The sequence below is a fragment of the Paenibacillus sp. OV219 genome (genome assembly GCF_900110075.1).
Classification (GTDB): Bacteria; Bacillota; Bacilli; order Paenibacillales; family Paenibacillaceae; genus Paenibacillus_Z.
On record NZ_FOCJ01000004.1, the window covers coordinates 175,983 to 190,275 of the forward strand.

The 14,293-nt window shown below is 52.7% G+C and carries 10 protein-coding genes and 1 pseudogene; 1 reads left to right on the top strand and 10 read right to left on the bottom strand.

Going from position 1 to position 14,293, the window contains the following annotated elements; all coding sequences use genetic code 11:
- The first annotated feature begins 192 nt into the window (after positions 1–192).
- Complete coding sequence (locus BMY11_RS12605) at positions 193–3,126, top strand: efflux RND transporter permease subunit (protein ID WP_090576118.1); 2,934 nt, start codon at positions 193–195, stop codon at positions 3,124–3,126.
- Positions 3,127–3,207: 81 nt separating this feature from the next.
- Here BMY11_RS12605 and BMY11_RS12610 read toward each other — a convergent pair whose 3' ends face one another.
- From BMY11_RS12610 to BMY11_RS12655, 10 genes and pseudogenes are all read right to left on the bottom strand, one after another.
- A complete protein-coding gene (locus BMY11_RS12610; RefSeq protein WP_090576121.1) occupies positions 3,208–3,813 on the bottom strand; it encodes a hypothetical protein in 606 nt (201 codons plus the stop codon).
- Between the two features lie 156 nt (positions 3,814–3,969).
- Positions 3,970–4,767, bottom strand: a complete 798-nt coding sequence (locus BMY11_RS12615; RefSeq protein ID WP_090576126.1) for a phytanoyl-CoA dioxygenase family protein — start codon at positions 4,765–4,767, stop codon at positions 3,970–3,972.
- A gap of 168 nt (positions 4,768–4,935) precedes the next feature.
- The gene (locus BMY11_RS12620) at positions 4,936–5,901 is read right to left on the bottom strand and encodes an aldolase catalytic domain-containing protein (protein ID WP_090576130.1); all 966 of its coding nucleotides are present in this window, start codon (positions 5,899–5,901) and stop codon (positions 4,936–4,938) included.
- Positions 5,902–6,047: 146 nt separating this feature from the next.
- Positions 6,048–7,427, bottom strand: a complete 1,380-nt coding sequence (fumC, locus tag BMY11_RS12625; RefSeq protein WP_090576134.1) for a class II fumarate hydratase — start codon at positions 7,425–7,427, stop codon at positions 6,048–6,050.
- A 285-nt stretch (positions 7,428–7,712) separates the two neighbouring features.
- Positions 7,713–8,444 (bottom strand): annotated as a pseudogene (locus tag BMY11_RS12630) (ATP-binding cassette domain-containing protein); the annotation flags it as partial.
- A 195-nt stretch (positions 8,445–8,639) separates the two neighbouring features.
- Positions 8,640–9,044, bottom strand: coding sequence for an acyl-CoA thioesterase (locus tag BMY11_RS12635; protein ID WP_371262823.1), 405 nt, complete (start codon positions 9,042–9,044; stop codon positions 8,640–8,642).
- A 901-nt stretch (positions 9,045–9,945) separates the two neighbouring features.
- The gene (dgoD, locus tag BMY11_RS12640; protein WP_090576139.1) at positions 9,946–11,079 is read right to left on the bottom strand and encodes a galactonate dehydratase; all 1,134 of its coding nucleotides are present in this window, start codon (positions 11,077–11,079) and stop codon (positions 9,946–9,948) included.
- Between the two features lie 50 nt (positions 11,080–11,129).
- Positions 11,130–11,906: an SDR family NAD(P)-dependent oxidoreductase gene (locus BMY11_RS12645; RefSeq protein ID WP_177182616.1), complete on the bottom strand. Its 777-nt coding sequence runs from the start codon at positions 11,904–11,906 to the stop codon at positions 11,130–11,132.
- 9 nt (positions 11,907–11,915) lie between these two features.
- Complete coding sequence (locus tag BMY11_RS12650; RefSeq protein WP_177182617.1) at positions 11,916–13,244, bottom strand: carbohydrate ABC transporter permease; 1,329 nt, start codon at positions 13,242–13,244, stop codon at positions 11,916–11,918.
- Between the two features lie 75 nt (positions 13,245–13,319).
- Positions 13,320–14,231 (bottom strand): carbohydrate ABC transporter permease, encoded by a 912-nt coding sequence (locus BMY11_RS12655; RefSeq protein WP_090576148.1) that lies wholly within the window; start codon positions 14,229–14,231, stop codon positions 13,320–13,322.
- Between the last annotated feature and the right edge of the window lie 62 nt (positions 14,232–14,293).

Consider the following 14,293-nt stretch of genomic DNA (forward strand, 5'->3'; position numbering starts at 1 on the left):
TACTTGACCGTCGGTATAAGTTTCTTATAATTCATGATACAACACATTCACATAAAAACTCTTATATGCCTGATATATCTGTGAAATACAATGTAAAATAATTATGACCGACAGTCCAAAATATTGACTTCTGTTCTTCCGTTACGCTATAACTAAACTTAGAGAATACGAAGTTTAGGGAGGAATTCAGAAATGACAGAACGTTTAATCCGCGGACTTGCCAAAGCAAGGTGGGCGATTATTATCGGCTGGCTCGTCATTACATTCGTTTCCGTACTAACGCTGCCGAATTTACAGTCCATCGTCCGCCAAACGGAGCAGAAGTTTATCCCGGCAGATTCCGAATCAGTCGTTGCGAAACAGCTGCTTGAGCGGATCAATCCGGAGACAACGGTGAAATCAAGCGCCATTATCGTCTTTTCACGGGAAAATGGCCTTACAGAGCAGGATCGCAGCTGGCTGAAAGCCAAAGTCGATGAGCTCTCCTCGCTGAAGGAGGATCAGGGCTTCAAATCCGTGCAATCGGCGTATGAAACGCCTGAGCTTGCATCCAAGTTCCGAAGCAAGGACGGTACGACGGAGCTCGTCATCGTCGGCTTCACGAACGCGGATAACGACATGCTCACGCAAGAAGCGGTCGATATTTTAGCCTCCAAGGTCAAAGACGCCCCAAATGGCACCAAGGTTGAGCTGACAGGCAGCGCGCCGATCGGGAAAGATTTTCAGAGCAGCTCAGAGGAGGGATTGAAGAAGACGGAGCTCCTTACCGTCGTTCTTGTCCTTGTTATTCTGCTCATTGTCTTCCGTTCCCCGGTTGCACCGTTCATCCCGCTCATTACGATCGGTCTATCGCTCGTCATTACGACAGGCCTTGTAGCGGCGGCGACGCATCTCGGCATGCCAGTCTCCTCCTTCACCCAATCGTTCCTGATTGCGGTCATGTTCGGAGCTGGTACGGACTACTGTATTCTGCTCATTCAGCGGTTCCGCGAGGAGTTCAGCCATGATGGCGATAAAGTAGAAGCACTAGTCAGAACGATGAGGACAGTCGGCAAGACAGTCGCTTTCTCGGCTAGCACCGTGTTCGTCGCGTTCTTCCTGATCGGCTTCGCACAGTTCGGACTGTACCAGTCAGCTGTAGGTGTAGCGATCGGCGTGGCAGTTACGCTTATTGCAGGTTTAACGCTGACACCTGCGCTCTTGATGGTGTTTGGCAAAGCAACATTTTGGCCTTCCAAAACTGCGGGCCAAGGTCATGGCGAATCGAAGCTGTGGAAAGGAATGGCGTCCCTGGCTGCACGCAGGCCGGTTGCCATCCTGGTAGTAACCGTCTTGCTGTTGACTCCACTGACGCTGCTCTACCATAACAAGCGTTCTTTCGACGATCTCGCCGAAATCGATCCGAAGCTCGGCTCCGTTCAAGGGTTCCGTCAAGTCGAGCATTCCTTCGGCTCCGGCGAAGTGTTCCCGCTGTCCGTCGCGCTGACATCCTCTGAGTCCATGCGAACGTCGTCTGCACTTGCCGCACTTGAAACCGCAAGCGCAAGCGTCGCGAAGCTAAGCGGCGTCAAAGAAGTACGCAGCGCCGTCCGCCCACTCGGCGAGCAGCTGAAGGATCTAACCGTATCAGACCAGCTGACTAAAACCTCTGATGCGCTTCAGCAGATGAAAAACGGTGTTAACAAAGTAGCCGGCGGCCTTCAAGATGCCAGTGGTTCGCTTGACAGCGGTCAAGGTGACGTTCAGAAGCTGACGGATGGACTTCGTACGATGGCATCCAAGACGGCCGAGGCACAGAAAGGGCTGCAGCAAATTTATGGCGGACTGGAGCAAGCTTCCAAAGGAGCAGGCAGCCTGTCCGGTGGACTGAAGCAAAGCACAGACGTCTCGGATTCGATGAGTGGCAACTTTCAGGCGCTGCTGAAGAAATATCCTGAGCTTGCCAAAGAACCTGAGATGCAGCAGCTGCTCGGCAAGCAAAAAGGGCTCTCCGGCGGCTTGCATCAGCTGCAGAGCGGCGCAAGCCAGCTCGCCACAAGCTTCACGAAGCTGAATCCCGGTGTGCAATCGGTCACGAACGGTCTCGGCCAGCTCGCAGCCGGACAGAACGATGCAGCCGACGGAACAGCGAAGCTCGGCGGCGGCCTCAAAGAGCTAACGAGCGGTCTTAAAGATGGCGCGAAAGGCCTTGCTGATGTTTCCAGTGGTCTCACAACCGTAAGCGACGCTCAGAAGTCCATCGGTGACAGCCAAATTCCAGGCTGGAACCTGCCGCAGGCAGCACTTGATACGCCAGAAATGCAGCAAGCTCTTGATTACTACATCTCGACGGACGGCAAGACCGCGAAGCTTGATATCGTGCTGTCCGTGAACCCTTATTCGCCGGAGGCGCTAACGACGGTGGAACAAATCCGCGATGCGCTGCACAGCAGCCTCGATGGCGGCTCCATTAAAGAGGCTAAACTGTATATTTCCGGTACATCGGCTCAGATCAATGAGCTGAAGGACATCTCGAAGACAGACTTTATGAGAACTGGCTCCTACGTGCTGATCGGTATTTTCATCGTGCTCATGATTCTACTCCGCTCGATTATCGCGCCGCTCTATGTACTGCTGTCGCTCGGCTTTAACTTCCTCGTGACGATGGGTATCGTCGAATTTATCTTCGTCGATCTGCTAGGCAAGGAAGGGCTGTCGTGGAGCGCATCGTTCTTCGTCTTCCTCATCATCGTTGCGCTTGGTGTTGACTACAGCATCTTCCTGATGGCAAGGTTCAAGGAAGAATACCGACCGCGCGGCATTACGTATGCGATGACGAAGGCGATGTCGACGACCGGTGGCGTTATTATTTCGGCAGCTGTCATCATGGGCGGCACATTCGCTGCACTGATGCTCTCGGGCGTCAATACGCTGCTGCAGATCGGTGCGGGCATCGTAATCGGTCTGATCCTGTACGCAACTGTGTTCATGGGACTCGTTGTTCCAGCTCTCGCCAACTTGTTCGGTGAAGCAAACTGGTGGCCGTTCCGCAAGCTGGCTGCACAATCACAGCCACAAGCAGAAGCCGATGGTGAATTAGACACAGCGGTAAAAGCAAAGTCGAAGCAAGCCCCTAAATTAACTTAGTCTGTAACAGGAATGAAGAAGGACCTCATGATCACGTAATACACGTGGTCATGAGGTCCTTCTTCTCTGAGATCTGAATGATTAAGTTTCCAATACGCGCTTAGCCGCTTCACACGTATAGTCGAACAGCTCTATCAGCTCCATATGCTGCACATATTCAATCGCGCTTCTGGTCTCCTCCGAAAGTGCTCCGCTCTCCTGCAGCGCAACCATGCTCGTAAATGCATTTGGGTTCCAGCGAACCTGCTGTTTCATATGTAGCAGTGCATCACGGATCTGGCCGTCTGGCAGATCTCCAAGAACGACGCTGTTCTGAATCCAGTCAGCTACCCGCACCTGCAGCTTCTCCATCGCTGGATGAGCGCCTGCTTGGCTGAACCAATAGTTCGCGTTCGAGTAATCGCCTTCCATGCGGTGCATAATGCCGTGCCAGTAAGCGCCTGTCGCGTCATCCTCAATCTCCTGCGACTGCGAATGTGAAGCATCCAAATTATCATTGAGCAGATACATCCCTGCCCGGAGCGCAATAAGCGCAGCCTCGGCAGCCCTTGTCCTTAATGTTGTTTCAAGTGGCAAGTCCGCAATTTGATCATCGAGCGACGAGTCCCACGCAAGCTTCGGCGACAATGCCGGCAAAGTAGGGCGTGCTTCCAAACGCCTCTTGATTAGCGCTAATGTATTCTCCATGTCACAGCCACTCCCTCTCAAGTTCAGTAACGCCAATCATGGTATAGAATGGACTTTATTGTAATGGAAGCCTTACCAAATTTCAATATGGACTAGTAAAAGAGTCGAATCATATAAAAACAGCACGGAATTGCTCCGTGCTGTGCTTCGATAAGTTCACCCGTACGGCCCGCGCGGATGAAAGCCCATCAGCCGCTTCAGCCTCGGATTTCCCTCCATAAGATTAATCACTTCCTGCGGCATCACATAGTTGATAAAAGGATAAAATCGCTGCGACACCCAACGTCTGCCGTATGTGACTTGCTGGACTTGCCGGACTCGGTCGCTTTCATTTTTGGCGCCACGATGCCAGGTTTGGCCGTTGAAGTATAGCACATCGCCCTTACGTGCCAGAATCGATACCGGTCCTTGGTCGTTATAATATGGCGTCTCCTTCGGAGAAGCCGGATGCCGGCCGCTGCGGTGGCTGCCCGGTACAAGCTGTGTCGGTCCCATATCTTCTGTCACATCCGTAAGGTAGTACATGGCGCTGAACATGAAGCACGGCATCGTAATGCGCGGATCCAACTCGGCTTCCTCTGGGATGGGGAAGAACAAATCTTCATCCACATGCCAGAAATCAATGCCTGTGCCCGGCGTCGTATAGAGCGCATTGTTCGAGAACATGTGGCAGTTCGCGCCAAGCACCGCTTCCGCAAACTCCACGGTCGGCGACTTATTGATGAGCTGGAGGAAGATATCCCCTCGCTCGAACATTTTGGTTCGCAGATTGGCGCCATACCCGTCCGGCTCGGTCGTCTCGAAGATATGCCGATGCTGCCGCTGAAGCTCATCCGCTTCCTCTTCACTTAGTACGTTCCGTACCAGCGTGAAGCCGTCCCGGTAAAACTGCTCGATATGCTGCTGCAAATCCACCGAGTCAACGCTTGTCCCCCGCTTGGTTTCATCATTCATTTGTAACCCAACCTCCAGATAAGGTTCGCTTGATTCGCTTGGTTCGCTTGATTCGCACGGAGTCTCTATTACGTGTATGTGGGAAATCAACGAAGCATGACCGTACACGAAAAAGACGACAAAAGGTCTAAAGCCTTCTGCCGTCTCTTGCCCTGGTATGTGATTAGATTATTTGCTATGCAGTACTTCCGGTGTCGTCAGCTTGTCATAGAAATCGACCGCTTTATCTTTGTCCTCGGAGTCGCGAAGCGCCATCGCCGAGCGAGGGTGCTCATCCAGCATACCTGTAATCATGTAAGGAATAATGTAGCCCCATTCTTCTTTCTCACGGAGCGTAATCATATATTTCTCGATCATGTCCAGAACTGGACGCACGTTGTACTTCGTATTCTTCAAGTGAGCAACAAGCAGCTCAGTTGGGCAGTTACCCGCTGCGCGGCCCATGCCGTATACGGAAGCGTCGAGGAACTCTACGCCCTTCTCAACAGAGATAAGCGTGTTCGCGAATGCCAGTTGCATGTTGTTGTGCGTGTGCACACCAAGACGCTTGCTTGGCAGGTACTTCTGGAATTTGCTAACTAGGTAGTTGAAGTCGTTCGGATCCAAGCTGCCGTACGAGTCTACAACATAAACCACGTCTACGACACTTGCTTCGATCAGTTCAAACGCTTCAAGCAGCTGGTTCTCCATAACGTTGGAGAGCGCCATAATGTTGAGAGTGGTTTCATAACCACGCTCGTGGAATACGTTAACAAGCTCAAGTGCCTTCGGCACGTCTTGAATGTAGCACGCAACACGGATCAGATCAAGCATACTCTCTTCACGCGGCAAAATATCATTCTCATCTACACGGCCGATATCGACGAGCGCAGACAGCTTCGTGTTCAGCTTCTGCGGAATGACTTTACGCAAGAAGTCATCATCTAGGAAACGCCAAGGACCTGCGCCTTCAGCACCTTTGAGCAGCTTCGGCGAGTTCTTGTAGCCGATTTCCATATACTCAACGCCAGCTTCATTCAACGAATGATATAAGTGCTGAACGAACTCTACGCTGAAATCCCAGTTATTGACGAGTCCGCCATCGCGGATCGTACAGTCGACGATTTTGCAGTTACTTTTCTTCGAAGCATTCATAGCACGATAGTCTCCTTTGCAGCCAGATCTTTTCTAACCATAATACTTGATATTGGCTATGAACGCAAAGTCAATTTGTCAGATTTGCACGAATTATTAGCATAACCCAATTAGAAAATTTTGTTTCATGCTGGCAGTAGAGAACGCTAAACCATATCCTCCGCACGAACGACTTCATCGAACTTCTCAGCTGTTAGCAGTCCGCTTCGAATAGCTGCCTCCCGCAGCGTTAGCCCTTCCTTGTGCGCCGCCTTGGCAATCGCAGCCGCATTCTCGTAGCCGATGTGCGGATTCAGCGCAGTTACGAGCATAAGCGACTCGCTAAGATGGCGGGCAATGGCCTCGCGGTTCGGTTCAATGCCGCGCGCACAATGCTCATCGAAGGAGCGCATCGCGTCGCTCAGCAGCCTCGCCGACTGCAGGAAATTGTGAATAATGACCGGCTTGAATACGTTCAGCTCGAAATTGCCTTGGCTTGCTGCGAACCCGATCGTCGCATCGTTGCCCATTATTTGACAAGCAACCATTGTTATTGCTTCACATTGTGTCGGATTAATTTTCCCCGGCATGATGGAGCTGCCAGGCTCATTCTCTGGAATCCGAATTTCCCCAATGCCGCAGCGCGGGCCGCTCGACAGCCAGCGGACGTCGTTGGCGATCTTCATCAGATCCGCCGCCAGTGCCTTAAAGGCGCCGTGCACGAAGACGATCTCGTCATGGCTCGTTAGCGCTTGGAACTTGTTCGGTGCACTGATGAAGCCTTTGCCTGTGAGATCGCTGATCGCCGCTGCGACTTTCTCGCTGAATCCCGGCGGGGCGTTCAGCCCTGTGCCTACAGCCGTACCGCCAATCGCAAGCTCGCGCAGCTCCTCGAGACTATGCTTTACGTTGCGCTCACCTTTCTCGAGCATGCGAACCCAGCCGCTAATCTCCTGCCCCAACGTGAGCGGAGTCGCATCTTGCAGATGCGTGCGCCCAATCTTGATAATATCGGCGAACGCTTTGCTCTTCTCCGCGAGTGTTGCCTTCAGCTGTGCAATTGCCGGAAGTACGGTGTCTTCGACCGCAATAAGCGCTGCGATATGCATCGCCGTCGGAAAGGTGTCGTTCGAGCTCTGGGAGCGGTTCACGTCATCGTTCGGATGTACAGCCGCGTCCGTCGCGCCTTGCTCCTGGAGCAGCTGCGCCGCTCGGCGGGCAATGACTTCATTCACATTCATATTGGACTGCGTGCCGCTGCCTGTCTGCCATACGGAGAGCGGGAATTCCTCCAACCACTTCCCGGCGATTACTTCATCAGCCGCAGCCGCAATCGCCTCTGCCTTCTTCGCATCCAGCTTGCCAAGTCCACTGTTGACGGTTGCTGCCGCTTTCTTCAAGAATGCGAATGCTGTGATGAGCTCCCGCGGCATCTTCTCTGTGCCAATCTTAAAATGGTGCAGGCTCCGCTCGGTCTGAGCGCCCCACATCCGGTTCGCCTCTACCGCAATTTCACCCATGGAGTCTCGCTCCATCCGATAGTTCATCGTTAATGCCTCCCTCGGTCTTCGATCTTCTTATGATTGACCCATCTCTATAGCCTATGAAAAAGGCGATGCTGCTTAGCATCGCCTTCTGTTCCATGATTTCCTATTTCATTATGCCCGATACAGCCATTTAACGTTTCTGATCCAGGAAAGGGAACAGCAGCTTCTGATTTTCTTTGCCGTACATCGTCTTTTTCCAAATTACCTGCGAGCCAGTATCCATACGAGGGGCAGCTTTCTTACCTTGATGCAGCTGCACAGCCGTTTTGACGGCGAGATAGCCCATATTGAACGGCTTCTGCACGACGATTTAATCCGATCAATCGACGTATCTGCCGTCGGTACCGTTCCGATGTACTGACCGTCGCGCATGACCGTGATCCGGTCGCTGATCTGCTTCAGCTCCTCCATCCGGTGAGAAATATAGACGATGCCAACGCCTTCCGCCCGCAGCTGCCGCACCATGCGGAACAGCTCCTTGATTTCCGTATCGGTCAGCGCCGCCGTCGGCTCGTCCATGATGAGCACTTCGGCGTTATAGGAAAGCGCTTTGGCAATTTCCACCATCTGCTGCTTGGCGACCGACAAATCGGAAGCCTTCAAGCGCGGATCCAGCGTCAGGCCGAGCCTGCCGAGCCATTCGGCCGTCCGTTCGTTAATTGTTCTGTCGTCGAGGGCAAGGCCGAAATATTTGCGGGATTCCCTGCCGATGTACAAGTTCTGTGCGAGCGTCAAGTCGGGAATTAAATTCAATTCCTGATGGATAATGCTGATTCCCAGCTGCTGCGCGGCCTTCGTGCCTAAGATCGCTGTTTGTTTGTCGCTCAGCCAGATCGTACCGGCATCTTGCTGATAGATGCCCGCTAATATTTTCATGAGCGTGGATTTACCAGCGCCATTCTCGCCAACCAGTGCGTGCACCTCGCCCGGCATCAGCTCGAAACGGCCTTCTGAGAGCGCTTGCACACCAGGGAACTGCTTCATGATCCCTTCCATTCGTACGAGTGGATGCGTCATCGTCATCGTGCTTCACCTCAATATCCGAAATCTGATCTTATTGTAAAAAGAATGCGCGGTTTTGAGAGTGGAGTTTTTTATTGGAAAAGTCGAAAAAATTACGATTAGTTAATAAAGGCAATAAAAAAGACACACGCGAACATTTCTAACAATAGAAATGTTCATGTGTGTCATTGGATTTAGCTGTTTTTGTTATTAACTCTTCTCATGTTCAAAAAACTTCCGCAGCTGCTCCGGTACTTCGCGGCTCTTGCGCGTCTCCACATCCATCGTGACACTTGTCACAAGCGCATCGGCGCACAGCTCCCCGCGGTTATTCACGATTTGCTGCTTCAGCACGTAGCTTGTGCGCCCTACCTGCTCCGGCGCTGTCGTGACGGTCAGCTTGTCGCCTTGCTTGCACTCTTTGCGGTAACTAATGTTAATGTTCACTGTCACCGTTTGAATGCCCATCCCAAGGAAGACGTTGTAGTGCAGCCCTGCCTGCTCGTACCACTCTTCTCTCCCCCACTCCAAGTATTCGAGATACTTGGCGTTATTCACATGCCCGTTCACATCAATCTCCGTGGAACGGACGATTATATCCAGCTTCGCTTCCATTGCACACGTTCGCTCCTTTGCCCGCCGCTTGCGTTGGCTCGATACCCGGCAGCGGTGCTTCGTTGCCTTCATGGTAGCGAGTTGTGGGGTGGTTGTCAAAATTTTCAATGTTGAGAGCTGAGAGAACGTATACGATCTCTCAGCTCTCAACTCACCGCTTTTTCCGCGTGAGAGAACGTATATGATCTCTCAGCCTTGGATTCCGCCCGATCCAGGCTATTCTCTGCTCTGAGAGATCCATATCTGCACTCTCAGCTATATAATCGTTCCTTTTTCCGCGTGAGAGAACGTATATGATCTCTCAGCCTTGGATTCCGCCCGATCCAGGCTATTCTCTGCTCTGAGAGATCCATATCTGCACTCTCAGCTATAATCGTTCCTTTTTCCGCGTGAGAGAACGTATATGATCTCTCAGCCTTGGATTCCGCCCGATCCAGGCTATTCTCTGCTCTGAGAGATCCATATCTGCACTCTCAGCTATAATCGTTCCTTTTTCCGCGTGAGAGAACGTATATGATCTCTCAGCCTTGGATTCCGCTTCAGGTACACTAAATGAGGAATTGTAGCGTGAATGAGGTTGGCAAGCGAGGTTTTAGCCTCTCTCGGAAGAAGAACCGCTGCCCGATGCAGGCAGGCCTTAAACAAGTTGAGAGAGGATTATTCCTCTCTCCGGGTGCATACGACGAGAAATTGGTCGTAGAGAGGGGAATAGCCCCTCTCTAGGGGCGTTTTAGGCGTGCGAAGCAGTTTCGCTGTTAGAAAGAGAATTTACCTCTACCTGTTTCAACCGATGAATTACAGCCTCCCAAAAAAAGCCCCCTCTCTAAGTACTAAGTAGAGAGGGGGCTTTTTTTGGGGGGGGGGCGGGCTTAGAGAGGGGGGCCGGCCCTATTCTACTCGATTACCATTCCGCGAACGATCCGTCATCGTACGCGAGGCGAGGCGTGTCCCAGTCCCCGCCGAAGCTGCGTTCGATGAGCGCTTCTTCGTTGATTTCGATGCCAAGCCCCGGACCTTGCGGGATCGCGACATGACCGTCGATGACTTCGAACGGCTTCTTCAGATAGCCTTCGCCAAGGTCCCACTTCTCCGCCATCGACGGATGCTCTTGAATGAGGAAGTTCGGCGTGCACGCATCAAGCTGCAGGCAGGACGCGAGCGAGATCGGTCCGAGCGGATTGTGCGGTGCGATGGACGCGTAGTAAGTCTCTGCCATGGCGGCGATTTTGCGGCCTTCGAAGATGCCGCCGGCATGGCACAGATCCGGCTGCACGATCGCGACCGCGCCTTTCTCCAGCGCTTCGCGGAAGCCCCAGCGCGTGAACAGCCGCTCGCCTGTCGCGATCGGAATGCTCGTCGATTGCGCGACGCGCAGCAATTGATCGACATTCTCCGGCAAGCACGGCTCTTCGATGAACATCGGATAGTACGGCTCCAGCGCAGCCGCCAATCGAATTGCCATCGCCGGGCTGACGCGCCCGTGGAAGTCAATTGCAATATCGACACCGCTGCCAACCGCTTCGCGAGCAGCCGCGAACTTGTTCACTTGGCTCTCCACGAAGGCGAGCGAATCCACGTTGCGTACAGGCGCATCTACGCCGGTCTTGATCGCGTCAAAGCCCGCCGCGACCCGCTTCTTCGCGTTCTCCGCGAACTCCTCAGGCGTTGCGCCTCCGCAGTGGCAGTACATGCGGATCTTATCGCGCACGCGGCCGCCGAGCATCTCATAGACAGGCAAGTTGTAGAACTTGCCTTTAATATCCCACAATGCTTGCTCAATGCCGCTAATCGCGCTGACGAGCACAGGACCGCCGCGGTAGAACGTTCCACGGTACATGACCTGCCAGTGATGCTCAATGCGAAGCGGATCTTCGCCAATCAGATAGCGCTTCAGCTCTTCAATAGCCGTCGCAACCGTCAAGGCTCGGCCTTCCACAATCGGCTCGCCCCAGCCCACAATCCCCTCGTCGGTCTCAATCTTCAGGAACAGCCAGCGAGGCTTGACATGGTAGAGCTTCATATCTGTTATTTTCACAATTCGAATCTCCTTTGCTTCGTAGACTTGGCCACCCAAACCTTCGCCGTCTAGCCGTTATTCCCCTTCTCCGCCCATACCGGAAGCAGAGCGCCGCCATCCATATAGATCGTCGTTCCCGTCATATAGCCCGCGCTGCCCGAAGCTAGAAACACTGCCGCTTCGCCAACCTCCTGCGGTGTGCAGAACCGTCCCATCGGAATGCGCGAAGAGATATTCTCGATCATTTTCTGCACACGTTCACTTCCATCCGCCCAGCTATTCTTCGTGTAGCCAGGGGCAATACCGACGACCCGAATGCCGTGCGGAGCAAGGTCCAGCGCCATGTTCTTCGCCAGCTTGTTCACCGCAGCCTTCGATGCCGCGTACACGGTCGAGTTCGCCCAGTTGCCCTCCGCATGATTCGAGCTGATATGAATGATGACGCCCTGCGTACCCTGCTTCACCATCAAGCGAGCCGCATGCTGCGAGCAGAAATACAAGCCGCGAAAGTCGGTGTGAACCACCTCGTCGAACAGCTCTGGAGACGTCTCGAGGAACGGCTTCATTCGCGTAATACCCGAATTGTTCACGAGGACGTCGAGCCGACCGAACCGGCTCTCCACCTGCTCGATAAGCGAAGCCACGTTGTCGAGGTCGGCAATGTTCGCTTGCACCGCTTCTGCCTTCACGCCAAGCCCACGCAGCTGCTGAACGACTTCCTCCGCCTGCTTGGCGCTCTTATTATAGTTGACACACACGTCGTAGCCCGCGTTGGCAAAAGCATGCGCAATCCCTTTGCCAATGCCGCGCCCCGAACCGGTTACTAAAGCCACTTTACGTTCCAAAGCGATCTCCTACCCTTTGAGCCCTGTGAAAGAAACGCCTTTCTCAATCAGCTTCTGACAGGACGTAATGATGAGCATAAGCGGAATCGTAGCGATAACGAGACTTGACATAATAACGTTCGACCCTAGACTTCTCCGCTGCTGGAAGTCGTTCAGAGCAACGGTAAACGTCCATACGTCCTGCGTCCGAGCAACGACGAGCGGCCACAAGAATTCATTCCATACCGCGATGAATGTCATAACCGCAACAACGGTGAAGATCGGCGCTGACATCGGCACAACGATGCGGTAGAAGATTTTGATCTCGCTTGCACCGTCAATTCGACCTGCCTGCAAAAGTTCGCCGGGCAGCTGCTCGAAGAAGCCTTTGAACAGGAAGATGACGATTCCCCAAGCGGTATGCGGCAAAATAATGCCCCACAGCGAATTGACCAAATGCAGCTTATCCATCGTGAGATAGAGCGGAACGAGAATCGCAATCTCCGGGATCATGATCGTCGCGACGAAGAAGAGCGTCAGCCAGCCGCTGAGGCTTTTGCGAACAAGATGTGCAAGTGCATAGCCCGCTGTGCCCCCTATAATGAGCTGCAATATAATCGTTACACCAGTAACGATGACGCTGTTCAGCAAGAAGTGCGGGAAGCCGTACGAAGCTGTACTCGTCTTGCTTTCCGAGCCGCCGGTCATCTCCCATAGCACGATATAGTTGTCGAACAGCCGCTTCCAGTCGCTTACTTCACCGATAGTCAGCACCTTGCCCTTGACCACTTTGGACTCGGACAGCCATTTCAATGCATTGGTCGCCTGCTCAGGCAGCTCTGCGGCAACCGTCGTATCCCCGCTGTACTTGCCGCCGTCACCCTTGTAATCGAAGGTCGTTAGCTTGAGGTTATGAATTTTCTGCAGCTTGTTCTTCATAATCGCATGAGTAGCGATCATCGTCGGGACAATCTCAGATCGTCCCACCGTAAACTTATATGCAGGCATGGATGCTTTATAGACGACGACGCCATCCTTAACGCCAGTAATCTTCATCGCACCGACAGCTTCGTTCTGCATTCGTTTCCAGGTGAACCAGATCGCTTCCATCGCATCTAGCTCATAATCTGCTTTTTTCAAATCCGTGCCGTCATAATTCAGCGTTACACTGACCGTCTTCGGCACCTCGGGAAGCCATGTCGGAGGAAACTTATAGATGGATATGTTGTCCTTCATCGACGAACTGATCATCCAGACCAGCGGCACAATCGACGATAGGATGAAAATAATAGCAACCGTGTAAGAGACGATCTTGACGGAGAGTCCGCCTTTCTCCTTAATACGTCCGCGTCCAGCCATGAGCTGCTCCTTCCTGCTTCGCAAATCTCGCATATCTCGTAATTCTCGCAAATCTTCTCGCATTTCACGCACACGCTAATCCCGATTCGATATCTTAATCTGCACAAACGTAATAATTGCAATAATGGCGAACATGACGAATGAGATCGCGCCTGCCACCCCAAAGCGGAACTCTTTGAAGGAGCTGTTGAAGACGAGCATGGAGAGCGTCCGCGTGCTGTTCGCCGGACCGCCGCCTGTCATGATGTACATCGGGTCGAACGTTAAGAAGACGCCGGATATAAACGAAATAAATTGAATGCCAATAATGAATTTCAGGCTTGGGAATACGATCGAACGCATCCGGCGCCATGGACCTGCACCATCAATCTTTGCTGCTTCGATATTCTCGCTTGGAATGCCTTGCAGCGCAGAATAGTAGATGAGCATACCCATTCCTGTCGCGAATACGCCTGGCAGTACGATTGACCACTTTGCCGTAGCAGGATCATTCAACCATCCATAAGGACCAAGACCGATGAAGTGAAGCAGATAGTTCAGCAGGCCGTAATCCGGATTATAGAGCCACTTCCACAGCAAGTAGCCGGCAACCGCTGGAACCGCCGTCGGCAGCAAATACAAGGAGCGGAGCGTCTTGCTCGCGAACTTGATCTCGTTCAGCAGCACCGCCTGTACAATCGGCACCCAGAACGTAAGGACGAAATAAATAAAGAAGAACGCGAACGTGTTCTTGAGTGCATTCCAGAACTCGGTCGAATGAATCAAATACTTATAGTTATCCAGCCAGACGAACTTGCCTGGCGGGTTGATGACTTTGTAATCGAAGAAACCCATATAGACGGCTTGAATGAGCGGGTAGTACTTGAACAGCAAAAAACAAACAATCGCCGGAGTCAGGAAAGCGATCGATGTCCAGGAAATCTTAAACCTTGAACGGGTTCTGACCCGCACTTGCACCTGAGGCTGCTGCTCTATAGCTGTTTTCAACGTATTGACGCCTCCCTTCGAAATGGCAGGCGGAGCAGCGCAGCTAGCACCTAAAGTGCCCG

Coding starts and splice junctions, on each gene's coding strand:
- BMY11_RS12605 (WP_090576118.1), top strand. CDS start 193: ATGACAGAACGTTTAATCCGCGGACTTGCCAAAGCAAGGTGGGCGATT.
- BMY11_RS12620 (WP_090576130.1), bottom strand. CDS start 5,901: ATGAATGCTTCGAAGAAAAGTAACTGCAAAATCGTCGACTGTACGATC.
- BMY11_RS12650 (WP_177182617.1), bottom strand. CDS start 13,244: ATGGCTGGACGCGGACGTATTAAGGAGAAAGGCGGACTCTCCGTCAAG.
- fumC (WP_090576134.1), bottom strand. CDS start 7,427: ATGAACTATCGGATGGAGCGAGACTCCATGGGTGAAATTGCGGTAGAG.
- BMY11_RS12635 (WP_371262823.1), bottom strand. CDS start 9,044: ATGGAAGCGAAGCTGGATATAATCGTCCGTTCCACGGAGATTGATGTG.
- BMY11_RS12610 (WP_090576121.1), bottom strand. CDS start 3,813: ATGGAGAATACATTAGCGCTAATCAAGAGGCGTTTGGAAGCACGCCCT.
- BMY11_RS12615 (WP_090576126.1), bottom strand. CDS start 4,767: ATGAATGATGAAACCAAGCGGGGGACAAGCGTTGACTCGGTGGATTTG.